The organism is Lacihabitans soyangensis (assembly GCF_024343775.1).
In the GTDB taxonomy this organism is placed as follows: domain Bacteria; phylum Bacteroidota; class Bacteroidia; order Cytophagales; family Spirosomataceae; genus Leadbetterella; species Leadbetterella soyangensis.
The window spans coordinates 112,034-133,636 of the sequence record NZ_RJUF01000173.1 but is presented as its reverse complement, the minus strand read 5'-3'; the positions used below and the strand labels follow the sequence as shown (position 1 = coordinate 133,636).

Genomic DNA, 21,603 nt, shown 5'->3' with positions numbered 1-21,603 from the left:
AGTTGAGAAGTTTTTTATTTGTGTTTTCCGTTATCTAATTGTTACACAAAGTTTCACAGAGAAAAGGCACAAAGTTGCACAAAGTCACATAGTTCCTTTCAAAAATAACGATATAACTTTTAATTATGCATGCATAGCTTAGTGCAACCTTTGTGAACCTTTGTGGAATAATTTAATAACTATAAGTTATTGATAATTAATGAGATATACTGATATTTAAACTTTCTCTTTCCACCCTGGCCCTTTGACAAATTTACCTGGCTTCTTATTCGTATGTTCGCCATTTTTTACAACTTGAGTTCCATTGACAAAAACATGAATCATTCCTTCTGAAAGTTGATGGGGTTTCTCAAAAGTGGCCTTGTCTTGCATTTTCATTGGGTCAAAGATTACAATATCGGCAAAATTTCCAACAACCAAACGACCTCGCTTCCTGATTTTGAGATTATCGCATGGGAGCGATGTCAGCTTTCTGATGGCTTCTTCTAGACTGATAACTTTTTCGTCTCGCACATATTTTCCGAGTAAACGTGCGAAGTTTCCGTAAGCCCTCGGGTGTTGGCTTGCTTTCAGAAATACACCTTCAGGGGCCATCGAACCGGCATCTGAACAAAAACTCATGTACGCCAACTTGATTTGCTTTTTTACATTCTCTTCGCTCATCAAAAAATACACCACATCCACCCTCGAACCATCAGAAACTACCAATTCCATGGTTGTTTCTTGCCAGGTTTTCTTTTTCATAGCGGCCACTTCGGACAGTGTTTTGCCGATGTATTTCCGAAGTGAATCGGTTTTAAATCCTATCAAAAGTGTTTTGTCAGGACCTGCTGCCAAACATAGATTTTCCCAATTTCCTTGGGGCGTACTCATTTCTTTGGCCACTTTTTGCCTTGTGGCGGGCGATTGTAGTCGCTTGCTCCATTGGTCAAAACCGCCCTCTTGTACCCACGGTGGCATGGCGGCATCGAGTCCTGTTGCTCCAGCTATGTAGTTGTACATGTCGGTAGTGATGTTTAATCCTGCTTTTCTGGCACTGTCTATTTTGGCGATTACCTTGTCTATTTTATGCCAATTGGTCTTTCCGCCAGCTTTTAAGTGATAAATTTCGGCATGGATATTGGCCGCTTTGGCAATGCTAATGAGTTCATCAACAGCTTTTTCAAGCTGATTGCCCTCGCTTCTCAGATGCGAAATGTACATACCTTCATATTGGGACACCACTTTAGAGAGTTCTATCAATTCTTGTGTTTCTGCATAAGTGCCTGGCGTATAAATCAATGCCGAGGCCAAGCCCATGGCACCCTCCTTCATGGCAGTTTCTACGTGTTCTTTCATTCGTTCCAATTCCTCAGCGGTTGGTTTGTGATTGGCGTAGCCCAGCTCCATGGCCCTCACGGTGGAGGCACCTACAAATGAAGCAACGTTGGTAGAAACTCCTCGTTTTTCGAGAAAATCCAGGTAACCACCTAAGGTTTTCCAAGTGATGTCGTATTTTATATCACCTTGAGATTTTTGGGCATAAACTTTAATAGAATCTGTCAAAGGACCCATAGAATCGCCCTCGCCCATGACTTCTAGCGTAACACCTTGCATGATGTCACTCATTGAACGGCCATCCTGAATTAAGCTCTCGGTAGCCCAACTGAGCATATTTACGAAACCCGGAGCCACCGCCATGCCATTGGCGTCAATGGTTTTTAGACTAGCTGTCTCGCCCGACAAATCCCCAATAAACGCTATCGTATCGTTTTTGATACCAATATCGGCCTTAAAAGGTGCTTTTCCGTTTCCATCGTACACCATTCCATTTCTGATAATCGTATCGTATTTCGGGCTTTTTTGGCAGGAAATAGCGGTTATAAGTAAGGATAGGGCAAGTAGGGTTAATCTCATGGGTGATTATTTTTGGATGAAATTAGTTAAAAAAAGTATTCCGATTTCATATTTAGGAGAATGTCACATTTTATTACCGCAAAGACGGTAAGACGCGAAGGGTTTTATTAGGTGAGTTTAGTAAAAACGCTGTGATAACTCCGTGCAAAACTCGGAGGTACTCTTTGGTTGGTAAAACTCACCACCCAACCCCCAGTACCTTCCCACCATTCACCCCAAATAAAACCTTGTTATCAATCACCAAAGAACTCCACACATCACCCCAAATTTTAAGGCCTGAAAGCGTCTGAGGAATGTAGGTGAAACCGCCTTTGCCGTTGCCTTGGAGTAGGGTGCCGTAGTTGGCATCGAATTTTCCAAGGCGGAGTTTGGCATAGCTGTTGTTGCCAGTCAGTAGCAAGTCTTGGTGGCCGTCTTGGTTATAATCTATTATGGATATGCTATTTACCGACGAGTATTGGGCTTGTATCGGTAGGCTGCCCATTTGGTATTTGCCATCCTTTCCACTCAAAAATAGGGTAGTGGCCATGTGGTTGGCTTCCAAATGTTGGGCATCATTGAGTTCGTCATTTTTGAATATTTCGGTCATAATTACCTTCGAAAAACTCTCATAATTGGTGTAGTTGGGCTTGAGGTAAGGCAATTGATTGAGCAATTCGTCTCGGGTTACAAAAGGGTAGCTTTTGCCTTGAATGTAATAGCACAAAATGGGGTCAACAGAACCGTTTTTGTCGAAATCTTTGGCATACATTTCTACAGGTTGGTCTTTGGTGGCTCCAAACTGCGTATTGAGGCCAATGTTACCTATTAAAATATCTGGTTTTTGGTCTTGGTTAAAATCTCCAATGGCTATTTTGTTCCACCAACCAGTATATTTTTGGTCGAAATAATCTTCCGTGGTATTTTCAAAAGTCTTGCCTTTTAACTGGAGTACAGTAAGCGGTACAAACTCGCCAACAATGACTAGTTCGTTGGTTTTGTCAGCATTCAAATCCACCCAGACTGCATCTGTAACCATACCGATATTGGCCAATTCTGGACTGTAAGCTTTGGTTTGGTCCGTAAATCCACCCTTTTTGTTATTAATAAGCAAATAACTCCCCGGACTTTGCGGGTATTTGCCAGGCGTGAAATGCGTACCCACAAACAAATCCATAAAGCCATCCTTGTTGATGTCGTTCACTTTTACGCAAGATTTGCTTCCCGCCAATTTCGGAAAAGCAGAACGAGTGAAAGAGTTATTTCCTTGATTGAGATACAATCGGTCTTGCAACAAACTATCATTTTCGGCCAATTGATGGTAACCATCGCTTACAATCGCAATATCATTCTTCTTATCATTATTGGCGTCAAAAATCACAATATCAGCATCGGTGAATGCTTTATCTTTCTCAAAAACTGCAATGTTTTGTTTCTGGAATTTCCCACCTTTTTGTTGAAAATAAACGACTGTAGCCTGATTTTTACCACCCCCGATTGCAATGTCTTCTAATCCATCGGCATTCAGATCGCCTTTGGTCATGCATGGGCCTGAGTAGGAAAGTTGACTCGGCAGAAGTAATTGACGCTCAAAGTCATTAACGTTTTCTATTTGATGAACAAAGTCAATCCCTGAACTCTCTTCTTTAAAAATTGGACTTGGAGTTTTAGCATTTCTGTTGAGTTTTAATTTGGCGTTTTCCTCATTAAAAGTCACCGTTTGGTTGGCTTTGGTTTTGCCTATTTTCTCAGAAAAACCACTGTTCCACGTCACAATGATAGAATCAACTTCAACGGATTTTCCCAAACCAAAATGCAGCATTGGAGAAACGGAAGACAAATAGCCACGACTTAAATATTGTTCGCTTTGTTGTACTTTTCCTTTTTCGAAAACCTGAACGGTGGCTCCAATACCCAAAGTATTTTGCTGACTTCCTTTTAAGTTAACTTTGAGGTAGTTAGCAGTGTTATTGGCTTCGTTTTGGTATAAAAATACGGGTTGGTTGATGTTGTTGATGAGCAAATCTAAATCGCCGTCGTTATCAAAATCGGCATAAACTGAGCCGTTAGAGTTAGATGCTCGTTCTAATCCCCAGTTTTTGGTTTCATTTTTAAAGGTCAAATCGCCCTTGTTCTTGAAAATATAGTTGGATACATTGGAGGCAGGCATTTGTTTGATGATTTCTAAAACATCCTCACGCTGCAAACGGCCTTTCATGGCCACGTAGTTTTCCATGTATTTGATGAAATCGAGGTTGGTGTAGTCTCTCAAGTAGCCATTGCTCACAAACAGATCTTTCCAACCGTCGTTGTCATAATCGGCCAAAAGTGCCGACCACGACCAGTCGGTATTCGATACACCTGCCAATTGTCCAATTTCGGAGAAAGTGCCGTTTCCGTTGTTGAGGTGCAGCATGTTTCGCATGTATTGGTAATAGAAACCGCTACGGACGTTTTGCTCAAATTTGGCGAAATTATCAGGTGCCAAAAGCAATTTCTGACGGGCATTGTCTTCAGGCAACATGTCGAGCGTGAAAATGTCATTGTGGCCATCGTTGTTGATGTCCGCAATATCATTTCCCATAGAAAACTGGCTCGTATGGCCCATGGAAGTGGATAGCTGATTGGTGAAAGTACCGTTTTTGTTGTTGATGTAGAGGTAATCAGGTACCGAGTAGTCGTTAGAAACATAAAAATCTGGCCATCCGTCGTTGTTGAGGTCTGAAATGCCTAAGCCAAGGCCATAACTGAGTTCAGAGCCACTAATTTTGGCTGCTTGAGTTTGATCTTGAAATTTGCCACCATTGTTTTTATACAACCTTAAGCCCATTTGTGGGCTGTCTATTTTCAGCATGGCCGCAGTTCCTGTTTCATTCAATAGCGGTAAGTTTTTAGGATTGTGGTTGAGCATTAAAGCATCCAAATCTCCGTCTTTGTCATAGTCAAAAAAGTAGGCTTGGTTACAGTATCCAGCATGATCTAGGCCATATTCTGCCGCTTTCTCTTCAAAAAGTGGCGTTCCTGAGGCATCATTTCCTTTGTTGATGAACAATTGATTAACTCGTTTTTCGACCGGTAAACTACCTGAATAACTCAAGTAAATGTCCATTTTGCCATCAGCATTAATATCGACTGAAGTAACACCCGTTTTCCAAGGTCCGGGTCTTCCACCGGCACCTGATTCCACGGTGTAATCCTCAAAACGCATTTTTCCACGGTTGAGATACAGTTTATTCTCACCCATGTTCGATACAAAATATACATCCAGCAACCCGTCATTGTTATAATCTGCAGTACTTACTCCCGCTCCATTGTAGAAGTACTCGTACATCAAGATGTTAGTATTCGGGCCTTCTTCTAAGTTGTTTTGGAAACTCAGGTTAGTTTGCTCATTGCTCAATAAAGTAAATAGGGGAGAACCTTCGAGTTCAGAACGGTCGTCACCATCTTTTTTACATGAGGCCAATGTACAAATGATAACTATTGAAGTATATTTTAAGAATTTTAAGGTCATGGTTAATTGGTCAAATACAAGGGGTTAAATTATTGAATATCAATATTATGTAGTTTTTTTAGTGAATTGCTCTGTGGAACTTTGTGAAATTCCTCTGTCTCCTTTGTTGTAAAGCTTCTCCTCAAAGTCTTTTGCGTACGATTTTTTGAACGAAGTCTGAGTTCTAATATCCGGTTAAATGCTATTCCATCAAGATTTAGTTTTACGGTTCTTTTCAAAAAAAAACTATCCCAAAAATAGGGATAGTTTTCCGTTTCCATCAAGTGATTGAATAAAAATTAATAACCAGGGTTTTGAATCAATTTGTTGTTCCTATTGATTTCATCGCGATGAATCGGTAGGAAATAAATTTTATCGTCCCAGTTACGGTTCTCTTTACCCGGGTCAATTTTTCCTACGGTGTAAGAATAATTGTAGTTTTCGGGATCATATTTGTAAATGGCTACCGTTTTTCCAGGTTTTAGTGTGCCTTTTACATTTATAATACTTGCCTTACGGCCCAATGTTTGAGCCGGAATCATCCAACGACGAGCATCATGGTAGCGTTGCTCTTCGAATACCATTTCTATTCTACGCTCGTTTCTATAGCGATCTCTAAGTGCCGTTCCGGTTTCAGTAATAGCTGGCATACCCGCTCTGAAACGTACTTTGTTTAACCAAGCCTTAGCCTCAGTTTCTTCACCCAATTCTATACAAGCTTCCACATAGTTAAATATGGCTTCAGTGTATCTCAGGAATGGCCAAGGAATTTGTTGCCAAGAGTTTTGGTCTACAATAGCTGGACTTGGGTTTGTAAACTTACGCATGTAGTATCCAGTGTAACTTCCGTTCCAGTCTTCTATGCTACTTTTGCGGGTATCCAATCCAAAGTGAGTTTTCTTAACCCCTCCTGGATTTACTTCATACTCACCTGTTTGAATTTGGTTTGCTGGATCCAATGGTGCAGCAGATGCAGAGCGTGGTTTCCATGGCGAACCTTCGTACATGATAGTAGCCTTCATTCTAGGGTCTCTGTTGGCATAAGGATTAGAAGCATGCTCTGGTTTTGACCAGTCGAATTTACTTCCATCCATCATTTCGTAGTCGTCTACAAGCTCCTGAATTGGTGTGTTACCAGCCCAGTTGTTATAGCCGTTTGGTCCATTAAATAAACCAATTCTACCGCCGTCTTCGTTTTTGGTTGGGATAAAATATCTACCGAAAATCATTTCAGCTTGTCCACCGTTCATTGAAAGAGACTGATTCATATAGTTGGCAGTACCTGTTTCAGCAGATACTGGTGCCGAAAGATTGGTTTGGAATCCAAAGCCTGGAAGATCCAAAACAGCTTTAGCGGCTGCTTTGGCTTTTTGCCAACGCTCAGCACGACTACCCGATACATAACCTACCAATTGAGGTGTAGCGTAAGAGGCCAATGCTTTTGATTTCGCTTTGGCAGTAGGAATATCAGCCATATCACTTGCAGCATAAATCAACACCCTAGATTTAAGAGCCAAAGCTGCAGCTTTAGTAGCTCTACCTTTTTGCAAAGACTTACCATCCAATTTCGTTGCCGCATCATCCAAATCTTTGATGATGAAATTCACACATTCTTCGTAGGTATTTCTAGCCCCCAAAAAGTCTGAGTCATTCAATGAAAATGCTTTGTCAACAATCGGCACGCCACCATAATATCTCAACAACTGGTGGTAGTAATAGGCTCTCATAAATTTCGACTCTCCTATCAATCTATCAACGATATTGTTGGTATTTGTAAACTTTGGTGCGGCCAAGTTTTCCAATGCCAAGTTAGTGGCTCTGATTCTTTGGTACATGTTAACCCAAGATAGTGTTCCGTTAATCCAACCTGGATCGGCAGGGTTTATTCTACCCTCTGTGTGCGTAGTGATGTTACGACCTGGGTGGGTAAAGATGGCTTCATCAGTAAGTGAGGCCAACATTTGCTCATTAAAACCACCTACTCCAAGGCCACCGTAAAGCTCACTAACAAAAGCTTCTGCAAGTGAAGCATCGCCCCAAACCACTTCTTGCGAAAGCTGGTCGAGCGGAGTTGTATTTACAAAGTCATCGTTGCAACCAGTGGCAAAAAACGAAACTGTAAAGAGTGAAATTATTATTTTTTTATACATTTTCATTTTCATTAAAATTTAATATTCAAGCCCATGTTCATTACTCTTGACTGAGGATAGTACTGTCCTGTAGTACTAATAGTCTCAGGGTCAAAAACCTTCAATTTGTCTAAAGTGAATACATTGATACCACTTACGTAAACTCTGGCCATGCTTGATCCGATTTTTTTGGTCAAAACCTCAGGCAAAGTATAACCCAATTCGAAGTTTTTCAAACGGATATAATCTGTGCTTCTCAACCAATAGGTATTTCCGTTAGAATAGTATTGGTCAGAACGGTTGGCAATACGAGGATGTTCGCTTGATGGATTATCGATTGTCCAACGGTTTTCGTACATATCCAACAAATAGTTACCAATATTACCCATCTCACCTGCAGATACATATTGTTTTGCACCTGCAGCACCTTGAATCAAGATCGTCAAATCAAAGTTTTTGTATTGACCACCCAAATTGATACCACCTTGGAACAAAGGCAATGTAGTATTGTCAGTTCTTACTTGGTCGTCAGGAGTTATTTTTCCATCACCATTATAGTCTTGATATTTCATATCTCCTGGTCTCAAAGTTTTCACAATGGCTGAATAATCCACAGTTCTAGCATCTATATCTGCTTGATCTTTGAATACACCATCGTACAAATACGCTTGGAATGTATTCATAGGCTTACCTGTCGTTCTTTGCCATTCTGGTGCACCAGGTGCCTCATCCCAGAATTCTATTCTGTTCTTGGCATAACCACCGTTTACACTGAAATTGTATTTGAAATCACCTTTTTCGCCTCTGTAACCAATGTTAAAGTCAAAACCTCTGTTTGAAACCTCTCCAATATTTTGAGCAGGTAAACTGATACCAGTTGATTGAGGAACTGAGGCATTTTTAAACCAAAGAATTTTAGAACGGTAATTAGAGAAATAATCCATTTCGAAGAATACTTTTCCGTTCATCATTTGGCCTTCTAAACCTACGTTTGAATTTGATGCCACCTCCCAAGTGATGTTTTCGTTCGGAAGACGTGTTTCAAACAATGTTTTTTGCTCGGCATCTCCTAAGATATAGCTTCTGAAACCATAAGTAGAAAGATATTGGTATGTAGCTGGTGTACCAGGTACAAATGTAAGGGCATTTCCGGTATTAGGTAAATTCACTTGGTCATTACCCAATTGACCCCATGATCCTCTCAATTTCAAGAAACTGAAAACATTTTGGTTTTTCATGAAACTTTCTTCCGATACTACCCAGCCTGCCATAAATCCAGGGAAGAAACCATAACGACTTTTGGCAGGGAATCTGTCAGAACCGTCATATCTCCAAAGGAACTCAGCAAGGTATTTTTCCTTGTAGTTGTAGGCCATTCTACCGAAATAGTTGATACGAGCTGTTTCAAATCCACCTCCACTGTTGGTTCTTTCAAGATCACCACCAGCAAACATTTGATCTAATGCAGGTGATATAAAGTACCTTCTAAATGCACTGAAGTTGTTTCCATCGATGGTTTCACGGTTCATACCAGCCAAAGCTGTTAAGCCATGAACACCAATTTGTTTTTCATAAGAGAATACACTTCCCAAAAGAATGTTCAGTTGATCATCATAGCTTTGATTCAAATTGGGTTCAGCCGGGCCTCTTTTACTAGCAACTAGTTTTGGTGTTGTTCCGTCCGCCTCAAAACCTGAACCTTGTTGGTATAGTGTCCATGGAATTTGCCATAATTTTCTTGTTCCCAATCTCTTATCTACTGCAGCTGTTCCAGTCCATTTAAGACCTTCGATCCATGGAATTTTAACGTTAATTGATCCATTAGTTTGGATATAGTCTTGTTTTTGTCTATCATATCCCGAAAGATCCGTAGTGATTACTACAGGATTCTCACCGTTTTCGATATCTGGCCCAGGCAATCCGTTTGGCCAAAATGCTTGTTGTTGAGGCTTACCTCTCATTTGCATTCTGAAAATTGCACCCGCACTTCTTGTTGGATAATTTCTAGCTTCTTCTCTACCCAACAAGCCTACGTTGATATCCACATATTTGTTAATCTTAGCATCTAGGTTCAAACGTATATCATACTGCTGATATCCAGTAGCAGAGTTTTTGTAGAAACCATCTTGGTTTTGGTAACCCAATGAAGCTAAATATTTTACGGCATCTGTTCCCCCTGAAATCTGCAAGTTATGCTGGGTTTGAGGAGACCAGTTTTTCAGAGTAGCATCATACCAGTCTGTATTTGGATATAACCAAGGGTCTGAACCATCAGAGTATTTTTGAATATCTGTAGGCGAGAATGGGGCCTTTCTTGTTGTTCCATCCGGACGCGTATAAGTACCTGTACTTTTGTAGGCCGTGTTGGCTGCTGCCCACTCTGTTGTTGGTAAACCGTATATATCCAGGTCGTTTAACATGCTCACATATTGAGCAGCATTAGTCAACTTAGGAATAACCGTTGGCTGCGAATAACCTTGGTTGGCAGAATATGACAACTGCGGTTTTCCAGTTTTACCTCTTTTGGTTGTAATCAAGATTACACCGTTTGCAGCTCTAGATCCATAAATGGCAGCAGAAGCATCTTTCAGAACCGACACACTTTCAATGTCATTAGGGTTGATACGATCCAAACCACCCGCTCTGTTGGGTATACCATCCACTACTATCAATGCATCTCCGTTGTTCAATGTGTTAGAACCACGAATTCTGATAGCTGAACCGTCTGCACCTGGCTCACCACTTCGGTTTACCGCTACCACACCCGCCATACGACCAGCGATAGAGTTACTAAGGTTTACAACTGGTGATTTCACCAATTCCGACCCTTTTACCGATGCCACAGATCCCGTTATGGTTTCTTTTTTCTGAGTACCATAACCCACTACCACAACCTCGTTGAGGCTACTTACGTCTGGAGTTAGCGTAACATTGATAATCGAACGACTGCCTACGACCTCTTCAAGGCCGGCATAACCCACAAACGAAAACACCAAAATAGCTGCATCGCCTTTGACATTTACCGAGAACTGACCATTGACGTCAGTAATTGCCCCATTCATGGTACCTTTTTCTGTAACCGTAACACCTGGTAGGCCTGAACCTGTTTCGTCGGTTACTTTTCCTTTGATTTCTTTGGCGTAAGCCATCGAACTCATGAAAGCAACAAGAAGCAAACATAAAGTGATTTTGGAAATGCCTTTACCAATTTCCCAAGGGATAGAAAGCACTCCGTTTTTTTTGAGTAATTGTTTCATCATCATAGACGAATGATTTAAATGGTTGTAAAAATGAATAATGGAACCGTAATATTTGGCTAGACAGTGCAGCAGAATGCCAGTTTTAGGTTTTAAAACTGGGCGATTTTTTTTCTGGGATGCGATGCGATAGTTTAATCTATTAAGGTCAATAGTCAAAATTACAAAAAATATGAGGTTTGGATTTGCTTAAAAAAATTATATTAAATCATGAAATAATAAAAAATGTGTTTTTGTGCCTTAAAGGATGTTTTTTTAGTATTTTTATTGAAATGCAAATGTTTGCACAATTTTTTTATTAATTTTATCGATGACAAGTTTAACTCAATGCTGTGAATTGACATAAATCAACTATCCCATTAAAAAATAAAAAGAGATGAAGAGTGGAATCAATATTAAGATTATAGCCGAAGCACTCAGTATATCAATCTCTACGGTGTCCAGGGCTTTGCAAAATAACCCGAAGATTGGTCTAAAAACCAGAGAATTGGTTATACAAAAAGCGAAAGAACTTCAGTATGTTCCCAATCCGGCTTCAATGTTTTTGAAAGGCAAAAAAATGTTTGTGATTGGGATTCTCGTTCCGGCATTGGAAGAAGAATATTTTTGTAAGGTTATTGACGCCGTCGAGGACTTTTTTGAAAGGCTGGGCTACCAAGTTTTTGTTTTTCAAACAAGAGATGACATGAACCGACAAGACAAAGCCTTAGAGCTAATGCTCAAATATAGGGTGGACGGCTTATTGGTTTCTTTGGCTGCAAATACCAACAATTATGTAAATTTCAAAAAAGTGGAGGACTTTGGAATTCCAGTGGTTTTCTTTGATAGGGTGCCACGGTCATATCAAGCACATCGGATAAAATGCGATATTCAAAAGGGAGCAGTGGATGTTATTAGCTATCTTAAAAGTCTAAATTGCCGTAAAATAGCACTCATCAACGGACCCTCCAATTTAGATGCCTCTGACGAAAGACTAAATGGGTATCTGCTTGGTTTACAGGAGAATGGTATCAGGAGCAGCCCGAAATTTATTAAGTCATGTGATCTTAAGAAAGTAAGTGTAATGTCTGCAATGGAAACCTTACTCGACCAAGACGAGGTGCCTGATGCGGTATTTTCATTTAACGATTACGTGGCTTTGTATGCTATGTTGGTATGCAAAAAACGTGGTATTCGACCAAACGACGAGATTAAGTTTGTTAGTTTCGGAAATTTGCAAATAACTTCGCTCATGAATAACCCACCGTTGGCATCAGTAGAGCAATTTCCAAATAAAACAGGAATAGAGGCCGCCAGGCTTTTGCTGGACATCATAGACGAAAAAATTGGGATAGACGATTACAGAGAAAAAGTAATCGAAACAAAACTAGTGGTACATTAGTCACATAAGTGCGGTTCTACTTTTCGTATATTGCCAAAATATCAAAGACTGGACAAAAAATGATAAAAAAATATGGCCTTTTGGTCTTGGCTACCTTGGTTTTTGCTGCTGCCGTATATTTTGTATTGGACAAAAAAAAGGTTTTTGGCGAGCCTGAAGTCATTACACCATTGAGCAATTCATGGGAAAAGGCAATCCCGAATCAAAAAGTGCCCCATGGGTTGGTCTCCTTAAAATCGGAAGATTGTGGCACTTGTCACAAAGAATATTATGCCGAATGGAAAACCTCGACACATGCCCAAGCTTGGGTTGATCAGCAGTTTCAGGCTGAGTTGAAGAAAGAATCCAGCCCTTTCATGTGCATCAACTGCCACGTGCCATTACAAAACCAGCAGGAATTTATCATAAAAGGTCTGATAAATGGTGATATTTATAAACCGGTAAAAGAGAAGAATCCTTTGTTTGATAAAGAACTACAGAAGGAAGGGATCAATTGTGCGAGCTGCCATGTCAGAAATAATGTGATTATTGGTACAACCGGAAGTACTTTGGCTCCCCATCCTGTAAAAAAAGACCCAATTCACTTGTCTGAAACGCTTTGCATTTCATGCCATAACGCCAATGCGGTTGTAACGCCAACTTTGGCCTGTACTTTTCAGACTGGAGACGAATGGAAAGCTGGACCATTTTATGGGAAGAAAAACTGTATCAGTTGCCACATGCCAGAGACACATCGCTCCTTGATGGAAGGTTTCCCTGCCAAGAAAAGCCATTTTCATAATTTTCCAGCTTCGGGAATTCCTAAGCATGATACGCTAAAGCCAGCCATGTTAAAAAGTTTGGAATTTTATACTACCAATGTCAAAAAGAACTACAAACTATCCGATTCTCTAAAGTTTAGTCTGACGCTGAAAAATGAGCATGCCGGTCATCGTGTGCCTTCTGGTGACCCTGAGCGGTTTATGTTGATAGACCTGGTTCTCAAAAATGCTGATGGGAAAATTATTAGTAAAACCCAAGGCAGAATAGGCGAGGCCTGGGAATGGTATCCAGTCGCTAAAAAATTGAGCGACAATAATTTAAATCCAGGCGAAGCTAGGTCCTACAGTTTTAAGCAATTCTTAAATACTAAAGGAAAGTATATGCTGGAAACCAAAGTCACCAAACACAGAATGACTGATGAAGCCGTTAAGTACAATAAAATTGATAAATCATACCCAACTAACATTACAATTTATGATAAAAAATACGAGTTTGAAGTGAAGTGATTAATTAACACAAAATCTAATCGATAAATACGCACTTAATTAATTCATTCCTTTGCTTTAAAGGCATTATTTGTCGAAATTTGCAGCCAATCAAAAAGTTTTAAAGAAATGGCGACTTTCGATTTAACCAAAGAGTACCTCAATAGCATAGAAGAAGCCATTTCTTCGGAGAATTCTGCATTCCTGCTTTCAGAGTTAGACGAACTATTTCCAGCCGATATATCTTCCATTCTTTACGAATTGGAGGGAGCTAAAGCACATCAATTATTTACACTTTTGGACACCGAAAAAGGTGCCGAAGTACTCTCCAATATTGAATCAGACGATCGAAAAAAATTCATAAAGGAGCAGTTTACAGTAGAAGAAATTGCCAAATACGTAAACCTTTTTGATTCTGATGATGCCGTGGATTTGCTTAATGAGCAGCCCATTGAAGTCAGAGAGAAGGTCATAGCCTTGCTTGAAGATCGGGAGCAAGCCAGATTTATTCTAGACCTTTTACATTATCCAGAGGACGTGGCAGGTGGACTCATGCAGAAAGAGTTGGTGAAGGTATTTACCAATCAAACGGTGAGCGAGTGTGTAGAGGAAATTCGTCTGCAAGCCGAAAATGTAGATAAGGTATATGCCGTATATGTAGTTGACTCTGAACAAAAACTGAAGGGTATTGTATCTCTTAAGCAGATAGTTTTAGCGAGAAAAAATACCAAAATAGAAAATATCCTGGAGGACGAAATAGTGTTTGTGGATACCACTCAAAGTGGAGATGAAGTCGCACAAATCATGCAGAAATATGACTTGGAGGCTATTCCAGTTGTAAATTCATTGGGAAGACTTTTGGGAGTTATCACCATCGACGACGTCATTGACTTTATAACCGAAAAAGCCGAAGAGGATATTCAAGTAATGGCGGGTATTACCGGAGAAGCCGAAGAAGATGACTCGGTTTGGCATTTGGCAAAGGCACGTATACCTTGGTTGGTAGTCGGTGTTTTTGGAAGTTTATTGGCCGCATCTGTTATTCGTCAGTTTGAAGATACCTTGGCTAGAGTTTCGGCACTGGCCATGTTTATACCTATAATGGGTTCTACGGGTGGCAACGTGGGCATTCAGACATCCTCGCTCATTGTACAGTCATTGGCAGAAAAATCAGGTATTAGTATCGGGCTATGGGAAAGACTCTCAAAAGTGATAAGGGTGGCCTTGATCAACGGCTTGGTAGTGGGCGTAGTTACCGGCATTTATGTATATGCTATTGGTGAGCCCGAGTTATTCTGGGTAGTTTGTACCTCTTTGTTCGCAGTAGTTATATTGGCTTCTTTTATGGGAACTATTACTCCATTGATTTTAGATAAAATTGGTATAAATCCAGCCATGGCTTCGGGACCATTTATCACTACCGCCAATGACCTCATCGGTATCGGAACCTATTTTCTGATTGCCTATTATTTATTGAGTTTAAATTAGTATGATAGCTGTTATTCAAAGAGTTACGTCGTCATCTGTTGTGATTGATGGTCTTGTCAATGGTCAAATAAAAGATGGCTTTGTGATTTTACTAGGTGTTTGTTTGGCAGATACCAACGAGGATGTGGACTGGTTGTCCAAAAAGATATTGGGCCTCAGAGTTTTTGGAGATGAAGAGGGGAAAATGAACAAAGACCTAGCTGATATTGGTGGGAATATTCTTTTGATTTCACAGTTTACCTTACACGCTTCTACCAAAAAAGGCAACAGACCATCGTTTATTGAGGCTGCTCGACCTGACCAGGCCATTCCGCTTTACGAAAAAATGATTGAGCTCCTGAGCGAAGGACTCGGGAAACGAATAGAAACTGGTGTTTTTGGTGCACATATGAAAGTTTCCATTGAAAACGATGGTCCTGTAACCATAATTATCGATTCACAGAATCGTAAATGAGAATACTTGCAATAGTGAAATAATCACGAGGTTCACTTTCTTTTTATTTCTTATTTTTAAAATCTAATTCATGAAACTAACCAATTTATTTCAAGACTTTTTTGAGAGTGAAAAGTCTGGTGGTCTTATACTTATAGGTTGCACTGCGGTATCACTTTTAATTGCTAATTCGAGCCTTGGAGAGTCTTATCAACATTTATGGCATTTCGATTTAGCCGGTCATAGCATCGGTCATTGGATTAATGATGGGCTAATGACTATCTTCTTTCTCCTTATAGGTCTTGAGCTAGAACGAGAAATTTATCAAGGTGAACTTGCCAATATTAAGGATGCTTTGTTTCCCATATTTGGAGCCATTGGTGGTATGTTCTTTCCTGCTGGTATTTTTTTAGTGTTTACGCTCGGTACTGCTGCTCAATCAGGGGCGGGAATTCCTATGGCTACGGACATAGCCTTTGCGATAGGAATTCTGTCTTTACTTGGCAATAAAGTCCCTGCTGCATTAAAAGTTTTTCTAACCGCCTTGGCCGTTATAGATGATTTAGGAGCCATCCTCATCATCGCCATTTTTTATACCAAAACTCTTCTTTGGACAAACCTTTTCGCTGCGTTGGGTATTTTTGCTTTGCTTTTAATTTTTAATCGTCTGAAAGTGAGAAATTTAATTCCATACCTTTTTGGTGGAGTTGTTATGTGGTATTTTATGCTAAACTCTGGGGTACACGCAACCATTACAGGGGTTTTGTTGGCATTTGCCATACCATTTGGCAACGGTGACGAGAAGTCGACGTCTTATATTTTGCAACATTTTTTACACAAACCAGTCGCTTTTATTATTCTCCCGATTTTCGCCATGGCAAATACGGCCTTGGTGTTAAGTGGTGATATAAGCCAAATTTTAACCCAGAATTATAGCCTCGGAATAGCTCTAGGGCTTATTGTCGGTAAACCACTTGGGATATTTTTGATGACCTTTTTTGCTGTGAATTTTGGCATTTGCAAATTGCCTGAGGGATTGAATTGGAAGGCTATAGTTGGTGTTGGTTTTTTAGGAGGAATTGGCTTTACGATGTCAATTTTTATTACACTTTTGGCATTTAATGACGAAGCCTTCATTAATAATTCCAAACTGGTAATTCTGATTTCATCACTCTTGGCAGGTTTGATAGGTTTCATGGCTTTAAAAATTGTCTTAAAACCAAATGCACCTAAAGTCCAATAAAAAATGCTCACCAAGCGGTAAGCATTTCTTTAAATACGATATAATAATTTTGGCCCACTCAACCCAGACTTACTCCGATGCTCTGTAAGACATAATTCCGCCCAATACATTGTGTACCTTTTCGAAACCTTCTGAGATTAGGAAATGCTTCGCTCTGTCGCTTCTTGCACCGCTTCTGCAATGAATATAAATATCCTGTCCTTTCATGGCTTCAAGCTGGTCTAGGCTATCGGGTAGGTCACCCAAAGGAATCAAAATACCACCCAAGTTATCCTCTTCATATTCGTCCGGATTTCTTACGTCTATCAGATTGAAGGGCTCACCGCTTTCAATCATTTCACGCAATTGGTCAACCGAAATATCAAAATTTTCGCTCATTTTATTTTCTTTTTTAATTGTCAATAGTATTGTCAGGAGCATCACCAGATACCCAAATATTCACTGGTGATCCTATTTTTATTTTTTCGTCAACACCAGATGATGGTTGTTGCTTTATTACTGTTCCAGCTGGTTTGTCAGAAGCCTCAAAGGTCACATTTCCAATAGACAAACCCAAACCAGTCAATAAAATATCGGCCTCATCTTGGGCCATCCCAACTACATTCGGCACATCGATACGTTGATTGCCGTATCCATCACCCACCACAAATGTTATTTTTGAACCCTTCGGTATTTCGTCACCTTGTTGTATTTCTCTACCATTTATTTTTACAGCCAAAACGGTATTCTCTTCCAAAGCCGCAATTTTTTCTTCTCCTGCAAAAAGCAAACCTGAGCTAAGCAATTGGTTCTGAGCACTTGAGGTTGAGCGACCTATGATGTTTGGTAGTTTAACTAATGGGGCCGAAACTGCGGCTACGGTGAGGTATATTTTACGCCCTGTTTTTACATTGGCTCCTGATTTTGGATAGTTGGCAATGATACTAAGTGGCTCAGCACCAGAAACAAAGACACTGTCGCTTATTTCATAGTCGAGGTCAGCATCGTCGAGTAGGTCTTCTGCAGCATCCATACTTAAACCTTTCAAATTTGGCACTTTAACCGCATCTCCGTGGTTTGTGCTCCAAGGAAGGTACACAAAGAAAAAACCAAAGAATAGAACCAAAATAATTGAAACTATTATGGCCAAGTGTATTAAAACGTCAGTTTTAGTATTGGTGCTGTATTTGGGCATTTTTTAGAATTTATATCAAAAGACAAAGTAATTTGTTTTTATACGAAAAACCAAATGAAGTATTTTAGTCCTAGGGCAATTTAATCCATCAATTTGGTAGATTTTTTTGGGAATCGAATATTGAACGCTTCGTTACATTTTCCCAATAAACGGCTTGTGAAGTTTAGCCAAGTATTTACCCACAATATCAAATTCGAGATTCACTGTATCGCCTTCTTTCATTGCGTGCATGTTGGTGTGTGTCCAAGTAAACGGTATAATAGCCACGGAAAAACCATTTTCTTTCGAATTAAAAACAGTTAAACTAATTCCATTGAGGCAGATAGAGCCTTTTTCAACGGTGATGTTACCAACGGATCCGTCGTATTCAATATCTATTTGCCAGCTGCCATTCAGGTCGGTGATTTTTTTGCAAATACCTATTTGATCCACATGGCCCTGTACAATATGCCCGTCAAATCTGGCATTGGCCTTCATGCTTCTTTCGAGGTTTGCAGAATCGCCCACTTTTAGCTTGCCCAAATTGGTTTTTATTAAAGTCTCTTCAATGGCGGTTACTTGATACCTTTTACCATCAATTTTTTCAATAGTCAGGCAAACTCCATTGTGACTCACACTTTGATCCACTTTAAACTCATTGGTAAGGTCACTTTCAAATACAAAACTTAAATTGCTTTGATTTGGATTAATTTCTACTAATTGTGCTTTGCTCTCTACTATTCCTGTAAACATCTATTTCTGGTTATTTAAATCGACCCAATAGTTTTACCGTTTGGTCAATTTTACTAATTTTATGATTTACAAAAATAATCATTTTTTAAGTTCATGAATAAATTTATTATTGGATTGGCGGTTTTGGGTGTTTTGGGCATAATCGTTTATTCTCTTTCAGGAACCCCCAATTACCATGACATAACACACAAGGAGTTTGAAAAATACAAGGAGAATTTAGAAAATATGGAGGACAGCCCCATAAAAGAAAAAGGTACTTTTGATTTTTTTGAACCTAATGAAGAATGGATAGTAGAGGCTGATTTTGTGCCTTCGAAGGCCAATTTAGACTTTAGCATGGACATGACGGATTCGTCAAAAGTAAGTGCAAAACTTGCGGGAGAGGCCATTTTTGAAAAAGATGGACAGAAATTTAAAGTTCTTATTTTTGAGGAGGAAACCAATTATCTTCTGCCATTTACAGACAAAACCTGCGGAAAGGAATCCTATGGTGGAGGTAGATATGTAAACATCCCTAAAGAGGATTTAGACGGCTCCAAAATCATCATTGATTTCAACAAAGCAAGGAATTTTTACTGTGCTTACACCGAATCTTACATTTGCCCGATACCTCCAAAAGAGAACTTTTTAAATATCGAAGTAAGTGTCGGTGAGAAAAATTACATCAAATAAACTAAAGAAAACCAATGAAAAAAAATGTACTATCTTTCATTTTAATTCTATTTATTCCTTTGTCTCTATTTGCTCAAGATGTTGATAGTCAGCTCAAAGATGCAAAAAAAGTAGAAGGTTTTTTTACTTTTTATTGGAACGAGTCCAAGGGGAAGGTCTTCCTAGAAGTCAAAGATCTTGGTCAAGAGTTTTTGTATTATCCAAGTTTAGCTCAAGGTTTGGGTTCTAACGATATCGGTCTCGACCGTGGCCGCTTGAGTGACGAACACATTCTCAAGTTTGAGCGATTAGGTAATAAAATAATGATGACCGAACCCAACTATAGATTCAGAGCCATCACGAATGACCCTCTGGAAAAAAAGGCAGTTGAAGAATCTTTCGCGAAATCGATTCTTTTTGGATTTGAAATTCTGAAAAATACAGATGGTGTATTCTTAATCGATTTTACACCTTTTTTATTAAGAGACGCATTGGGAGCTGCTAAGGACATTGCCAACACTAAGCAAGGAGCGTACAACTTCGACCTCTCGAGATCAGGGATTTATCCACCTATGTGTAAGTCTTTTCCAAAAAATACCGAGTTTCAGGCAGTCATAACACTGGGTGGGAGTGGAGCAGGAAATTATTTATCCGAAGTTGCTCCTAACACCGACTTCGTAACCATGCACCAGCATCATTCTTTTGTGAAATTGCCCGATCCTGGTTATAAACCTAGAGAATACGACCCAAGGATTGGCTACGGCGGTATTGAGTTTTACGATTACTCATCGCCTATTAATGAGCCAATTATAAAGAAATTTACATCAAGACATAGACTGCAGAAAAAAGACCCTTCCGCTGCGGTGAGCGAGGCTGTAGAACCTATTGTGTATTATCTAGATTCTGGAGTTTCGGAGCCTATTCGTTCGGCTTTGTTTGAGGGGGCAACCTGGTGGAATCAAGCCTTTGAGGCAGCGGGTTACAAAAACGCTTTTCAAGTAAAAATGCTACCTGCAGATGCTGATCCTATGGATGTGAGATACAATTTGGTTCAATGGGTGCACCGCAGTACACGCGGTTGGTCTTATGGCATGAGTGTGATTGACCCACGTACGGGCGAGATTTTGAAAGGAAAAGTTACCTTAGGTTCACTAAGAGTGAGACAAGATTACATGTTGGCTCAGGGTTTGGCGGGAGATTTTAGTCCTGGCAAAAGTGATTCTTTGATGAACAAATTGGCTTTGGATAGACTCAAACAGCTTTCGGCTCACGAAATTGGCCACACTTTGGGTTTACCACATAATTATATATCGAGTATTCAAGGTCGTGCCTCAGTAATGGACTATCCACATCCATTGGTTTTTTTGAATAATGGAAAAGTGGATTTGTCGGAGGCCTATGCTATGGGAATTGGTGATTATGACAAGACTTCCATCACTTGGGGTTACCAAGATTTTCCGAAAAATGTCGATGAAAAGGCAGAGCTCGAGAGAATAGTGAAGAATATGTTTCGCAAAAACCAACAGTTTTTGACGGATCAGGATGCCAGACCAGACGGATCGGTGCATCCACAAACCCACCTCTGGGATAACGGAGGCGATGCCACAGATGAACTTAAGCGTCTGATGGAACTTAGAAATCATGTTTTGAAGAATTTTGATGAGAAAAAAATACCTCAAAATGCTCCAATGACGACTTTGGAGGAGGTTTTTGTGCCGATGTACATGTTTCACAGATATCAGGTCCAGGCCGCTTCAAAAGCTATAGGTGGTGCCTTTTATACCAATGCACTAAATGGAGATTTGCAGAAAACTTATGTGCCTGTAGATGCTGTTGCCCAGAGGAAAAGCCTTTCTGTACTCTTAGAAACTATTCAACCAGAGTTTTTGGCCGTTCCAAAACAATTGTTGACACTTATTCCGCCAAGACCTTTTAGATATCCTGCTAATCCAAAAGAGACCTTTAAGCGTCATACAGGAATGAGTTTTGATGTACTTTCTCCTGCCGAGAGTGCCGCACAATTGTCGCTAAGCTTGATGTTGGAGCCAAGAAGAGCCTCTAGGCTGGCTACTCAGCAGATATATGATAAGAATTTGCCGCCGTTTTCAGAAGTTCTCACCAAAATGACGGGTTCAATTATAAAGAATGAAAGCCTTTCGAAAAATAATTATTTGGGACAAATAAAAAGAGTAGTAGCCGAGATGTATGTTACAGAACTCAAAAAACTGGCCAACGATGCGGTGGTCAATCTGGAAGCAAAAAGCAATGTGATGGCCGAATTGAAGGATATAGAGACTTATTTTGCTAAAAATCAGCCTATTCTAGGTGGTTTTGGTATTTACATGGATAAACTGATAAAAAGTACAGACGCAACCGCCGATAAAAAATCGTTCTTCATTGCCCCAGATGGTCAGCCAATTGATCAGGATTATGATTGGTTAGATTGCGGGAATTGATTTTGGATATTGGTTAATAGTTAATTGTTTATTGGTTGTTTGGT

At 39.9% G+C, this 21,603-nt stretch carries 14 protein-coding genes; 7 read left to right on the top strand and 7 right to left on the bottom strand.

The window, feature by feature from the left end; all coding sequences use genetic code 11:
- Positions 1 to 216 precede the first annotated feature (216 nt).
- The 4 genes from EGI31_RS15840 to EGI31_RS15825 form a co-directional block, all read right to left on the bottom strand.
- A complete protein-coding gene (locus tag EGI31_RS15840) occupies positions 217 to 1,896 on the bottom strand; it encodes an N-acyl-D-amino-acid deacylase family protein (RefSeq protein WP_255038128.1) in 1,680 nt (559 codons plus the stop codon).
- A gap of 178 nt (positions 1,897 to 2,074) precedes the next feature.
- A complete protein-coding gene (locus tag EGI31_RS15835; protein ID WP_255038127.1) occupies positions 2,075 to 5,389 on the bottom strand; it encodes a VCBS repeat-containing protein in 3,315 nt (1,104 codons plus the stop codon).
- A gap of 278 nt (positions 5,390 to 5,667) precedes the next feature.
- Positions 5,668 to 7,524, bottom strand: a complete 1,857-nt coding sequence (locus EGI31_RS15830) for a RagB/SusD family nutrient uptake outer membrane protein (RefSeq protein ID WP_255038126.1) — start codon at positions 7,522 to 7,524, stop codon at positions 5,668 to 5,670.
- A 5-nt stretch (positions 7,525 to 7,529) separates the two neighbouring features.
- Entirely contained in the window at positions 7,530 to 10,646 is a 3,117-nt protein-coding gene (locus EGI31_RS15825; RefSeq protein ID WP_255038173.1) for a SusC/RagA family TonB-linked outer membrane protein, read from the bottom strand.
- 484 nt (positions 10,647 to 11,130) lie between these two features.
- On the opposite strand from EGI31_RS15825, the gene EGI31_RS15820 reads away from it, so the two are divergent.
- The 5 genes from EGI31_RS15820 (at position 11,131) to nhaA (ending at position 16,546) form a co-directional block, all read left to right on the top strand.
- Positions 11,131 to 12,135: a LacI family DNA-binding transcriptional regulator gene (locus EGI31_RS15820; protein WP_255038125.1), complete on the top strand. Its 1,005-nt coding sequence runs from the start codon at positions 11,131 to 11,133 to the stop codon at positions 12,133 to 12,135.
- A gap of 59 nt (positions 12,136 to 12,194) precedes the next feature.
- Entirely contained in the window at positions 12,195 to 13,403 is a 1,209-nt protein-coding gene (locus EGI31_RS15815) for a multiheme c-type cytochrome (protein ID WP_255038124.1), read from the top strand.
- Positions 13,404 to 13,511: 108 nt separating this feature from the next.
- Entirely contained in the window at positions 13,512 to 14,870 is a 1,359-nt protein-coding gene (mgtE, locus tag EGI31_RS15810) for a magnesium transporter (protein WP_255038123.1), read from the top strand.
- 1 nt (position 14,871) lies between these two features.
- Complete coding sequence (gene dtd / locus EGI31_RS15805; protein WP_255038122.1) at positions 14,872 to 15,324, top strand: D-aminoacyl-tRNA deacylase; 453 nt, start codon at positions 14,872 to 14,874, stop codon at positions 15,322 to 15,324.
- Between the two features lie 70 nt (positions 15,325 to 15,394).
- Positions 15,395 to 16,546: a Na+/H+ antiporter NhaA gene (gene nhaA / locus EGI31_RS15800; RefSeq protein WP_255038121.1), complete on the top strand. Its 1,152-nt coding sequence runs from the start codon at positions 15,395 to 15,397 to the stop codon at positions 16,544 to 16,546.
- 69 nt (positions 16,547 to 16,615) lie between these two features.
- On the opposite strand, the gene EGI31_RS15795 is transcribed toward nhaA, so the two are convergent.
- The 3 genes from EGI31_RS15795 to EGI31_RS15785 form a co-directional block, all read right to left on the bottom strand.
- The gene (locus EGI31_RS15795) at positions 16,616 to 16,924 is read right to left on the bottom strand and encodes a rhodanese-like domain-containing protein (protein ID WP_255038120.1); all 309 of its coding nucleotides are present in this window, start codon (positions 16,922 to 16,924) and stop codon (positions 16,616 to 16,618) included.
- A gap of 13 nt (positions 16,925 to 16,937) precedes the next feature.
- Complete coding sequence (locus tag EGI31_RS15790) at positions 16,938 to 17,720, bottom strand: PASTA domain-containing protein (protein ID WP_255038119.1); 783 nt, start codon at positions 17,718 to 17,720, stop codon at positions 16,938 to 16,940.
- Positions 17,721 to 17,852: 132 nt separating this feature from the next.
- On the bottom strand, positions 17,853 to 18,452 hold the full coding sequence (locus EGI31_RS15785; protein ID WP_255038118.1) for a riboflavin synthase: 600 nt from the start codon (positions 18,450 to 18,452) through the stop codon (positions 17,853 to 17,855).
- Between the two features lie 93 nt (positions 18,453 to 18,545).
- Here EGI31_RS15785 and EGI31_RS15780 point away from each other — a divergent pair, with 93 nt between their 5' ends.
- On the top strand, positions 18,546 to 19,124 hold the full coding sequence (locus EGI31_RS15780; protein ID WP_255038117.1) for a DUF1684 domain-containing protein: 579 nt from the start codon (positions 18,546 to 18,548) through the stop codon (positions 19,122 to 19,124).
- A 14-nt stretch (positions 19,125 to 19,138) separates the two neighbouring features.
- Complete coding sequence (locus tag EGI31_RS15775) at positions 19,139 to 21,559, top strand: zinc-dependent metalloprotease (protein ID WP_255038116.1); 2,421 nt, start codon at positions 19,139 to 19,141, stop codon at positions 21,557 to 21,559.
- Positions 21,560 to 21,603 lie beyond the last annotated feature (44 nt).

Excerpts from the sequence above, each read along its gene's own strand:
- EGI31_RS15840 (WP_255038128.1), bottom strand. The coding sequence starts at position 1,896 with ATGAGATTAACCCTACTTGCCCTATCCTTACTTATAACCGCTATTTCC.
- EGI31_RS15780 (WP_255038117.1), top strand. The coding sequence starts at position 18,546 with ATGAATAAATTTATTATTGGATTGGCGGTTTTGGGTGTTTTGGGCATA.
- EGI31_RS15825 (WP_255038173.1), bottom strand. The coding sequence starts at position 10,646 with ATGGCTTACGCCAAAGAAATCAAAGGAAAAGTAACCGACGAAACAGGT.
- EGI31_RS15830 (WP_255038126.1), bottom strand. The coding sequence starts at position 7,524 with ATGAAAATGTATAAAAAAATAATAATTTCACTCTTTACAGTTTCGTTT.
- mgtE (WP_255038123.1), top strand. The coding sequence starts at position 13,512 with ATGGCGACTTTCGATTTAACCAAAGAGTACCTCAATAGCATAGAAGAA.
- EGI31_RS15820 (WP_255038125.1), top strand. The coding sequence starts at position 11,131 with ATGAAGAGTGGAATCAATATTAAGATTATAGCCGAAGCACTCAGTATA.
- EGI31_RS15835 (WP_255038127.1), bottom strand. The coding sequence starts at position 5,389 with ATGACCTTAAAATTCTTAAAATATACTTCAATAGTTATCATTTGTACA.
- EGI31_RS15795 (WP_255038120.1), bottom strand. The coding sequence starts at position 16,924 with ATGAGCGAAAATTTTGATATTTCGGTTGACCAATTGCGTGAAATGATT.
- EGI31_RS15815 (WP_255038124.1), top strand. The coding sequence starts at position 12,195 with ATGATAAAAAAATATGGCCTTTTGGTCTTGGCTACCTTGGTTTTTGCT.
- EGI31_RS15790 (WP_255038119.1), bottom strand. The coding sequence starts at position 17,720 with ATGCCCAAATACAGCACCAATACTAAAACTGACGTTTTAATACACTTG.
- nhaA (WP_255038121.1), top strand. The coding sequence starts at position 15,395 with ATGAAACTAACCAATTTATTTCAAGACTTTTTTGAGAGTGAAAAGTCT.
- EGI31_RS15785 (WP_255038118.1), bottom strand. The coding sequence starts at position 18,452 with ATGTTTACAGGAATAGTAGAGAGCAAAGCACAATTAGTAGAAATTAAT.
- dtd (WP_255038122.1), top strand. The coding sequence starts at position 14,872 with ATGATAGCTGTTATTCAAAGAGTTACGTCGTCATCTGTTGTGATTGAT.
- EGI31_RS15775 (WP_255038116.1), top strand. The coding sequence starts at position 19,139 with ATGAAAAAAAATGTACTATCTTTCATTTTAATTCTATTTATTCCTTTG.